We start from the raw sequence: 10440 nt of genomic DNA, 5'->3' as shown, positions 1-10440 counted from the left end.
CCCATCTGAATCAGGCCCGTGGTGTCGCGGTCCATCCACGACGCCATGAAGTGGCAGCCGATACCGGCCTGCGCAATGGAGCCGTCAGGCACTTTGGTCGACGTGTTGTGCGGGCAGCCCGAACAGAAATACGGCACGCGGCGCACGCCGTCGGCTTCGTTCGAGAGGATGTCGTGCGCCACGAGATCGACCACGCGCTCGCGACGATCGAGCGCCGGGCGATGCTTCGCGATCCATTCGGCAAACACCGGCAATACGCGCGACGGACGCAGTTCACCGAGTGCAGACAGCAACGCGCGGCCATCGGTATCGGTCTTGCCGAGCACGATCGGGCGCGAGCCGGTCGTGCGGTTGTACAGGTATTGCTTGATCTGCTGCTCGACCACCGGGCCCTTCTCTTCGATGACGAGAATTTCCGTGAGGCCGGCCACAAAGCTGTCGAGGCGCGACATTTCCAGCGGGAACGACTGACCCACCTTGTAGATGCGCACACCGGCGGCGGCGAGGTCTTCGATGGTGATGTCCAGACGGCGCAGCGTCTCCATCAGGTCGAGGTGCGCCTTGCCGCAGGTGACGATACCGATATCGGCGTCCGGCGTCGGCGCAATCCACTTGTCGATGCTGTTCACGCGGGCGAATGCGCGCACGGCGTCGAGCTTCGCGGCCAGACGCGTCTCGAGCGCGAGGCTCGGCAGGTCGGGCCAGCGGTTGTGCAGGCCGCCTTCGGGCGTCACGTAATCGAGCGGTTCGGCCCAGTCGGTGCGGATCTTGTCGAGGTCGACGGTGCCGCGCGATTCCACGGTTTCCGAAATCGCCTTGAGGCCCGCCCACGCACCAGAGAAGCGCGACAGTGCATAGCCATAAAGACCGAATTCGACGAGTTCGCCAATGTCGGCGGGGTTCAGTACGGGCATGCTCCACGACATCATCGTGAAGTCGCTCTGGTGCGGCATCGACGACGACACGCAACCATGATCGTCACCCGCCACCACCAGCACGCCACCATGGCGCGATGCGCCGTAGGCGTTGCCGTGCTTGAGCGCATCGCCCGCGCGATCGACGCCCGGGCCTTTGCCGTACCACATGCCGAACACGCCTTCGACGGTGCGCTCAGGGTCGTCTTCCACGCGTTGCGTGCCCATGACGGCCGTGCCACCGAGCTCTTCGTTGATCGCCGGCAGAAACTTGACCTTCGCCGCGTCGAGCAGCTTCTTGGCCTTCCACAGTTGCTGATCCACGCCGCCAAGCGGCGAGCCGCGATAGCCGCTGATGAAGCCCGCCGTGTTCAGACCGCGCGCGGCGTCCAACTGGTGTTGCATCAGCAAAATGCGCACGAGCGCTTGCGTGCCGGTCAGGAAAATCTGACCACGGCGTGCGGTGAGCGCGTCGGAGAGCTGATAGTCGGGATGGGCCAGCGGGTTGGCCGTGGGCGTCGCGAGCGCGGCGCGCATGGGGGCATTCATCGTGTATCTCCTGATCCCCGTGCGGCCCGTTCCGGCATCTTGTGATCAGGGATGTGATCGATGCGGCGGCCGTGCTTCGGGGGCGTGTCGTTATGTTCGTTGTCGCGCCCGGCCCAGCAGGACAGGCGAGCGTCCGTATGGAAGCAGTGTATGGGGAGGCAGGAGAAAGATTTTTACTATTTCACTCGGTTTGGCGCAGAATAAGAAACGTTCATTTCGAAATAGGCCATTTTGGAAAATGGAATTACTCGACAACTTTGCGCGGCAGATCCTGCGCCTCTTGCAGATCGATTCGCGCCGTTCAGCGCAGGAACTCTCGGAAAACGTCGGGCTGTCGGCGACCCCGTGCTGGCGGCGCATCAAGGAGATGGAGCAGAACGGCGTGATCCAGCGCTACACGGTGCTGCTCGATCGCGAGAAGCTCGGCCTGCACGTGTGTGCGCTGGCGCATGTGCAGCTCACGCGCCACACGGAAGGCGGCACGGAACAGTTCGAGCGCGAGATCCGCACCTGCCCTGAGGTGACGGAGTGCTACAGCACCACCGGCGAAGCCGACTACATCCTGAAAATCGTGGCGCCCGACATCAAGGCGTACGACGCCTTCCTGCACGAACACATCTTCCGCCTGCCCGCCGTCGCCCACGTCAAAACCAGCGTGGTGCTGCGCGAAATCAAGTTCGATACGAGCCTGCCGGTCTGACGGCAAGCGAATCACAAGGCGGGGCACCCGTGCCCCGCCGCGCCTTCCCGCCGCCTTGCCAACCCTTCCCGTCCATTGACACCGTCGAGGAAATTCCCCCTTGACGCCGGTTTCATTTATCGTTAAAAATGCGAATGATTCTTATTTAAGTTCGTTGTCCCGAGGCCGAAAAACATGCGGCCGGGTGGCACGAGATTTCGCCAGCCGCGCCTGCCAGCGTGTTTCGCCCGGTCGTTTTCGACATCGGGGGAACACGACGATTGCCACGAGCGCTTGCCAGCCAGCAACGGGGTTTTTTGCACTGGGAGCCAGCAGTGAAGCAGTCGTCGAGCGGCGGGGACCGCCAATTTGTCATGACCACGCGCCGGGGAAACGGCGCCAACCCTTCGATTCGTACCAGCCGCATCGCCGGCAACCGTGTCGAAGACTCGCGTAGCGAACGCGCTCGTGAGAACCACCGGCGTCTGCGTCCGCTGGTGCGTGCGGTGTTTGCCGCTGTCTGGCTGCCTGCCGGGCTCACCGCCGGGATGACTGCTGCGTACGCGCAACAGGCACCGGCGCAGGCTCAGGTCGAAACGACCGGTGCGGCGGCTGCCACAGTGACGGCAGCTACGGCGGCCCAGTCCATCCCGGCCGTCCAGCTCGCACAGGCAACACCCAAAGCACCGTTGCAGCTCGCCGAGGCCAACCTCAGAGAGGTGAACGTCACGGCCACGCGCACGCGCACCGAATCGGACCGCACGCCGGCATCGATCTCGGTCATCACCGATCAGGATCTCGAAGAGCAGCAGGCGCAAGACATCAAGGAAGCGCTGCGCTACGAGCCCGGCGTCACCGTGCGCCGCGCGCCGTATCGCCCCGGTTCCGCGGCATTGGGCGGTGGGCGTGACGGCAATTCCAGCATCAACATCCGAGGTCTCGAAGGCAATCGCGTCGCCCTCTTCGAAGATGGCATCCGCATGCCGTCCGGCTACTCGTTCGGCCCGCTCGAAGCGGGGCGCGGCGACTACATGAGCATGGACATCCTGCGCCGCATTGAAATTCTGCGCGGCCCGGCCTCGTCCCTCTACGGCAGCGACGGCCTGACCGGCGTGGTCAACTTCCTGACCAAAGACCCGCAGGACCTGCTCGACACCTTCGGCAAGTCGACTTACTTCTCGCTGCGCCCGTACTACAACTCGATGGACCGCAGCTTCGGCACCACCGCTCAAGCCGCCTGGGGCGGCGAGCAGTGGCAGGGCACGGTAATCATCGACGGCAACAAGGGGCACGAGCTCGACAGCAAGGGCACCAACAACAGCGCCAGCACGGCACGCACGACCGCCAATCCGCAGGACAGCAATGGCGACTCGGTGCTGGGCAAGCTCGTGTTCAAGGCCACGCCGAGCTCCACCTTCAAGCTCACGGCCGAGAACGTGCGCCGCCGCGTGGACACGCAGGTGTTGTCGGCGGTGAACCCGCCCACGACGCTGGGTCTGGCCACCAGCGACCGTCTGGAACGCAATCGCGTCAGCCTCGATTACGACTTCAACGACGCGTCGCAGGCGTATGTGCAGAACGCGCACGCGTTGCTGTACTTCCAGGATGCGAAGAACAACCAGTACGCGTACGAAAATCGCACGGCAGGCGCACGCACGCGCGACAACACGTACAAGGAACGCACCATCGGCGGTTCGCTGCAAGCCGAGAGCAACTTCGCCACCGGCCCGCTCGCGCACAAGCTGGTGTACGGCACGGACGCCAGCAGCGCGTTCATCACGAGCTATCGCAACGGCACCGTGCCGGGTGCTGGTGAATCGTTCCCGAACAAGGCGTTCCCGGATACCGACTACACCCTCTTCGGCGCGTTCTTGCAGGACGAAATCCGTTACGGCGCACTGACCGTCACGCCGGGTATCCGCTACGACGCGTACTGGCTCTCGCCGAAACAGAACGACCCGCTGTATGTCTCGCAGTCGGCTAACGGCAAGCCGGTCGCGCCGACCTCGTCGAACGATTCGGCGTTCTCGCCGCGTCTGGCGATCATGTATGAAATCGCCCCGTCGCTGATTCCTTATGTGCAGTACGCACGTGGCTTCCGCACGCCGACGCCGGATCAGGTCAACAACGGCTTCTCGAACCCGCTGTACGGCTACATGTCGATCGCCAACCCGAACCTGAAGCCGGAAACGAGCGATACGGTCGAACTGGGTCTGCGCGGACGTCTGGCCACCACGTTGGGGCCGGTCACGTATAGCACCGCCGTCTTTGCGGGCAACTATCGCAACTTCATCTCGCAGCAGAACATCAGCGGCTCGGGCCGCCCGAACGATCCGCTCATCTATCAGTACGTGAACTTCAGCCGCGCCCGCATTCAGGGCTGGGAAGGCCGTGCCACGTGGGCGCTCAAGGGCGGTGTGACGCTGCGCACGGCGATGGCCTACACGCACGGCACCACGGAAGACGATGGTTCGAGCAGCCAGCCGCTCAACACCATCAACCCGTTCTCGATGGTGCTCGGTGTGCGCTATGAGCCGAACAGCACGTGGTTCGCGCAAGCCGACCTGCTGTTCCAAGCGGCCAAGTCGCAAAGCCAGATCGCCAAGACCTGCACGTCGGGCACGCAGCAAAACCAGACCTGCTGGGCCCCGGGGTCGTCGATCGTGCTCGACCTGTCGGGCGGGTATCACATCAACAAGCACGCCACGGTTTATGCGGGCGTCTACAACGTGTTCGACCGCAAGTACTGGAACTGGTCGGACGTGCGCAACATCGCCGAAACGTCGAACGTGAAGGACGCGTATTCGGCACCGGGCCGCAGCGTGGCTGTGAGCCTGAAATTGCAGTACTGACCGATCGAATCGTCAGTTGACGAGATGTTTCGCGAGATCCGATTAGTTAGATAAGTCAGACCCAGTCAGACGATGTGCCCGCCGCCGTGCGGGCACGTGCCAGCCACCTGCCAGCAAGCTACCGCAACAAAGGAATTTGCCATGATGAACGCTCAGAACGCCTCCGCCACCGCTGCTGCCAAGCCGGTCTTTCCCGCCCTCGCCGACGTCACCCGTCTGCGCAGCGAATTCCAACGCCTGAAGTCCGAGCAGAACCTGCGCGATCGTGACGCTGCGGCGGCGCTCGGCGTGTCGGAAGGCGAGACCGTCGCCGCGTTTGTCGGCGAACACGTCGTGCGTCTGCGCCCGGACTTCATCGAGATTGTCGAAGCCCTGCCCTCGCTGGGCCGCGTGATGGCGCTTACGCGCAACAACGCTGCCGTGCACGAGAAGGACGGTCCGTACGAGAAGCTCTCGCACAACGGCACCATCGGTCTCGGCCTCGGCAAGGAACTCGATCTGCGCATCTTCTATCACCAGTGGGCCTACGGCTATGCCGTGGAAACGCCGGCTGATAACGGTCCGCGCCGCTCGCTGCAATTCTTCGACAAGACCGGCACGGCCGTGCACAAGATGTTCCTTCGCGATCACAGCGACGTGGGGGCATTCGAAGCGCTCGTCGCCAAATACCGCGCTGACGACCAGACGCCGGGCGAGCAAGTGGTTGCCGCCGACGCCCCGAAGGCCGAAACGCCCGACGCTGACATCGATGTCGCCGCGTTCCAGCGCGATTGGCTCGCCATGACCGATACGCACCAGTTCTTCGAGATGCTCCGGCGTCACGGCGTGTCGCGCGCACAAGCCCTGCGTCTGGCACCCGCCGATCACGCACAAAGCATTCCCGCCGCATCGGTGCGCACGCTGCTCGAAGATGCCGCCGGCACCGACCTGCCGATCATGGTCTTCGTCGGCAATGCCGGCATGATCCAGATTCACACCGGCCCGGTGCAGAACATCCGCGTGATGGGCCCGTGGGTCAATGTGCTCGACCCGGGCTTCAACCTGCATCTGCGTGAAGACCTCGTCGACACCGCTTGGATCGTGCGCAAGCCGACGTCCGACGGCATCGTGTCGTCGCTGGAACTGCTCGACGCGTCGGGCATGGTGATCGCCATGTTCTTCGGCGAGCGCAAGCCGGGTCAGGCCGAACGCGAAGACTGGCGCGAGACGCTGGGTCGCGTGGCCGCCGCCGGAGCCGCCGCGTGAAAACGACATTCGACGCACGTGAGGCCGTCATGGACACGTCATCGGGCACGTCATCGGTTACCGCGGCACGTGTGCCGTGCAAGCCTGCCCGGCGAGCGCTGCTCGCGGGCGGCGCTGCGCTTGCAGCGGGCGCATGGCTCTCGCCCTTCGGCATGGTCTCGTCGGCACGGGCGGCAACGGCCGCCGTGCCCGCCAACGCCACTGGCCCGAAGCGGGTCATCGTCGCAGGCGGCGCCCTGACGGAGATCGTCTACGCACTCGGCGCGCAGGAACGTGTGGTCGCCAACGACCTCACCAGCCTGTACCCCGAGGCCGCGACCAAGCTGCCCAAGATCGGCTATCTGCGCACGCTCTCCGCCGAGGGCGTGCTGTCGTTGCATCCCGATCTGCTGCTCGCCGGTGCGGAAGCAGGTCCGCCAAATGTGCTGACGCAAATCGCGGCGGCCGGCGTGCCGGTGAAACGCTTCACGCACGGCTACACCGCCGAACTGGTACGCGACAACATCCGCGACGTCGCCGCCGCGTTGCGCGTGAATGACGACGGTGCGCGCGTGGCCAATCGCTTCATGACGGACTGGCAGAAGGCACGCGACGAGATCACCCAACGCTATGGCAAGCAACGTCGCCCGCGCGTGTTGTTCATCTTGGGTCACACCGGCAATCAGGTGATGGTCGCGGGGCAGGACACCGCCGCCGACGCGATGCTCGCCTTCGCCGGTGCCGAGAATGCGTTGAGCGGTTTCACGGGGTATCGCCCGCTGACGGCAGAAGCCGCCGTCGCGGCACAGCCCGATGTGCTGCTGACGACTACGACCGGTCCGTCGAGTGTCGATCCCGCCGCCACGCTGCTGGCACAACCCGGGCTGGCGAATACGCCTGCCGGACGTGCCAAACGTGTCGTGAGCTTCGACGCGCTCTATCTGCTCGGTTTCGGCCCGCGCCTGCCGCAAGCGGTGGCCGAACTGGCGCAACGCGTGCACGCGGCGTAAAGCTGCTATTGGTCCGCTATTGAACGAAGATATGTCAGCCGCTCCCCCGATCAACACAACCAATACGCCCAATACGCTCAACAGGCTCGCGCAACCTGCGACCGGCATCGCTCGCCGGCGACCGCCGCGATGGCTGGTGATGACGGTACTCGTCACGCTGCTAGCGCTGACGGTGCTCGCTGCGTTATGTGGTGGCGCGTATCGGATCGCCCCGGGCGAGGCCATCATGGCGCTGTTTCGAGGGGCCAGCGGCGACTTTGTACAGGATCAGGCACGCAGTGTGATGTTGCAGATTCGTCTGCCGCGCATCGTGCTCGGCATCCTCGTGGGTGCCGGGTTCGGCGCAGCGGGTGCGGCGTTGCAGGCACTCTTTCGCAACCCGCTTGCCGATCCCGGACTGATCGGCGTGGCAAGCGGTGCGGCGCTGGGTGCTGCCGGGGTCATCGTGATGGGTGGCGTGTTGTTGCCGGCCGCGCTCGCCGCGTCCCTCGGTCTCTGGATGCTGCCGCTGGCGGCGTTCGTCGGTGCGCTTGGCGTGACCGCCCTCGTCTACCGGCTTGCCGCGGGACGGGGCCGTCTCGCGTTGCCGTTGCTGTTGCTCGCCGGTATTGCGATCAACGCGATCTCCGGTGCCGCGATCGGGTTGCTGACGTATCTCGCCAACGACACGCAACTGCGCACCCTCACGTTCTGGACGCTCGGCAGTCTGGGCGGCGCGCAATGGTCGATGCTGGCCGTGATCGTCTGGCCAGTGGCGCTGGGCATCGTCGTGCTGGCCAGCCAGTGCCGTTCGCTCAATGCGCTGCTGCTCGGCGAAGCCGAAGCCTTGCACTTGGGCGTCGCCGTGCAGTCGGTGAAGCGTCGCGTAATGGTGGCGTGTGCGTTGTGCGTCGGCGCGCTGGTGGCATCGAGCGGGATGATCGGCTTCATCGGTCTGATCGCGCCGCATATCGTGCGCTTGGTGGTCGGCCCCGATCCGCGCGCGGTACTGCCTGCGGCGGCGCTGTTCGGCGCGATTCTGACGCTGCTCGCCGATCTGGTGGCGCGCACGTGGGTGTCGCCGGCCGAATTGCCGCTCGGCATTCTGACGGCGCTGCTGGGCGCGCCCTTCTTCCTCATGCTGCTGTGGCGACGCCGTGGCCAGTTCGGGCTATAGGACGGGACCGAAACGTGCAACGACACCCGACAGGAATTCAACATGCTTAGCGCCCACGATCTGACCATTGCCCATACCGATTCGCCCGTGCTCGACGGCCTGTCGCTCGACATCCGTCCCGGCGAATTGCTGGTGTTGCTTGGGCGCAATGGCGCAGGCAAGAGTACGTTGCTCAAAGCGCTCGCCGGAGAGCCGATGTCGCCGCGTGCGCGCGTGTCTGGCGCTATCACGCTCAATGGCGCGCATCTCGCGCAATACACCACGGCCGCGCTGGCTCGGTTGCGTGCCGTGTTGCCGCAAACGGCGCAGTTGTCGTTTCCGTTCAGTGCGCTGGAAATTGTGACGATGGGACGTTTGCCGTTTGCCACACCGCGACGCGGCAACGCACGTGGTGCCAGCGACACGGAGATTGCGACGGCGGCGCTGGAACGCGTGGGCGCGGGAGCGCTGCTGCATCGCGACGTGACGACGCTGTCCGGTGGCGAATGGGCGCGGGTACAGTTCGCGCGGGTGTTGGCGCAGTTGTGGCCATCGGATGCTTCGGGTGCTTCAGGTACGTCGAAGGAGACGGCGGCTTCAGTACCGCGCTATCTGCTGCTTGACGAGCCGACGGCGGCGCTCGACCTCGCGCATCAGCATCATCTGCTCTCGCTCACACGTGAGTTGGCCAAGTCATGGGGATTAGGTGCGATGGCGATCGTGCACGACGTCAACCTCGCGGCGCGCCATGCCGACCGGATGGCGCTGCTGGCCGACGGCCGTATTCTTGCGACAGGCACACCGCGCGAGATCATGCGTGCCGATCTGATCGAGCAGACGCTCGGTCTGCCCGTGCATGTGATTACCCCCGACCTTTCACACCTTTCTCGTGTCTCTGCGAGGGCGGCGGGCGTGCCGATTGCGCTGCCAGCGTAGTCAATCGCCACTCAAGCGTCCGGCACACCATCCTTTTTGAGATTGGCGCGTGCGCACAGCACCGCCGCCAGATCCCACAGCGCGTAACCCACGCTCTTGAACAGCACCGGGCCGCTGGCGCGGAAACGGTCGGGGGTGATGATGGCGTCCATCAACGGTGCTGCACGGCCCCAGTCGATCGCGGCATGCAGCAAATCGCCCGCTTCGTGTTTGACTTCCCACGTATCGACAACCAGCGTTCCGCGCACCGCGGCGTCACGGCACAACTGCGGCGGCAGTTCTCGCATGTCGGGCCGGAACGCGCCGACGCCGGCGACAAAAATGTCGTCACGCCACCGCATCGCATCGCTGTCAGGCAACACCGGTTCGCTGCTCGTGGTGGCCGTGATGACGATGCTCACCGTACTCAGCACCGGCTCGATGGCATCGACTACCGTCGCCTCCACGCCAAGGGTGGCGGCATGATCGGCCAACGCATGCGCACGCTCCGGGCTGCGCGAGAAAATCATGAAGTGACGGGTGCCCATGCCGGCCGCAAAGGCTTCGAGATGCGCACGCGCCTGCACACCCGCGCCGACAATCAGCACCGGCCCCTGCGGTCGCGGGGCAAACTTGCGAGCGGCAAACAGCGTGACGGCCGCTGTACGGCGCCCGGTCACCGTGGGTCCGTCGAGCAACATCAGGCGCTCGCCGGTGTGGGGATCGAACACCATCACTTCGCCGATGATCGACGGCTTGCCCGCACGACAGTTCTCGGGATGCACCGTGATGTGCTTGGTCATCGCAACATCGCGATTGGTGGCGGGCATGACAAGCAGCACACCGCCACGGCGGCCGCGTTCAGGTTCGGTCAGGGGAAAATGCAGACGCTCCGGCGCACGCGCCGTGCCCGAGCGCATCTCCATGAGCATGGCCTCGATACCATCGGCCAATTGCGGATAGGGTAGCAACTGCGCAGTTTGACGCGCATCCAGCGTGATCATCGATGTGTCTCCGCTACAGGGCGTGTCCGCACAGTCCGATGGCGTTTCGACTCGCTACCGACACATCGCGTCACGTATTGCCAACATTGCCAAGTCTGATTTTTAGTGTAGCGCGCATCGCGTCGACGCGTCTGCTTCATCAAAAATTAATCAGGGCA

Annotated in this window: 6 protein-coding genes and 2 pseudogenes; 6 read left to right on the top strand and 2 right to left on the bottom strand. The window is 64.7% G+C overall.

Features of this window, described 5'->3' with window-relative positions; all coding sequences use genetic code 11:
- Nucleotides 1-1463: pseudogene (locus tag CDV44_RS22715) on the bottom strand (pyruvate ferredoxin oxidoreductase); the annotation flags it as partial.
- Between the two features lie 238 nt (nt 1464-1701).
- On the opposite strand from CDV44_RS22715, the gene CDV44_RS22710 reads away from it, so the two are divergent.
- From CDV44_RS22710 to CDV44_RS22685, 6 genes and pseudogenes are all read left to right on the top strand, one after another.
- Nucleotides 1702-2163 (top strand): Lrp/AsnC family transcriptional regulator, encoded by a 462-nt coding sequence (locus CDV44_RS22710; protein WP_058376615.1) that lies wholly within the window; start codon nt 1702-1704, stop codon nt 2161-2163.
- A gap of 527 nt (nt 2164-2690) precedes the next feature.
- A complete protein-coding gene (locus CDV44_RS22705) occupies nt 2691-4994 on the top strand; it encodes a TonB-dependent hemoglobin/transferrin/lactoferrin family receptor (RefSeq protein WP_087690849.1) in 2304 nt (767 codons plus the stop codon).
- 141 nt (nt 4995-5135) lie between these two features.
- On the top strand, nt 5136-6239 hold the full coding sequence (locus CDV44_RS22700) for a hemin-degrading factor (protein ID WP_087690683.1): 1104 nt from the start codon (nt 5136-5138) through the stop codon (nt 6237-6239).
- A 152-nt stretch (nt 6240-6391) separates the two neighbouring features.
- Nucleotides 6392-7228 carry a hemin ABC transporter substrate-binding protein gene (locus CDV44_RS22695; protein ID WP_371328802.1) on the top strand — a complete coding sequence of 279 codons (837 nt, stop codon included), beginning with the start codon at nt 6392-6394 and terminating at the stop codon, nt 7226-7228.
- Between the two features lie 31 nt (nt 7229-7259).
- On the top strand, nt 7260-8384 hold the full coding sequence (locus tag CDV44_RS22690) for an iron ABC transporter permease (RefSeq protein ID WP_249277657.1): 1125 nt from the start codon (nt 7260-7262) through the stop codon (nt 8382-8384).
- Between the two features lie 102 nt (nt 8385-8486).
- Nucleotides 8487-9299, top strand: a pseudogene (locus CDV44_RS22685) (ATP-binding cassette domain-containing protein); the annotation flags it as partial.
- An 11-nt stretch (nt 9300-9310) separates the two neighbouring features.
- Here CDV44_RS22685 and CDV44_RS22680 read toward each other — a convergent pair.
- Nucleotides 9311-10282 (bottom strand): delta(1)-pyrroline-2-carboxylate reductase family protein, encoded by a 972-nt coding sequence (locus CDV44_RS22680; RefSeq protein ID WP_087690678.1) that lies wholly within the window; start codon nt 10280-10282, stop codon nt 9311-9313.
- Between the last annotated feature and the right edge of the window lie 158 nt (nt 10283-10440).

The organism is Pandoraea sp. PE-S2R-1, from assembly GCF_002179865.1.
Lineage (GTDB): Bacteria > Pseudomonadota > Gammaproteobacteria > Burkholderiales > Burkholderiaceae > Pandoraea.
This window is presented reverse-complemented; position numbering and strand designations above follow the sequence as displayed.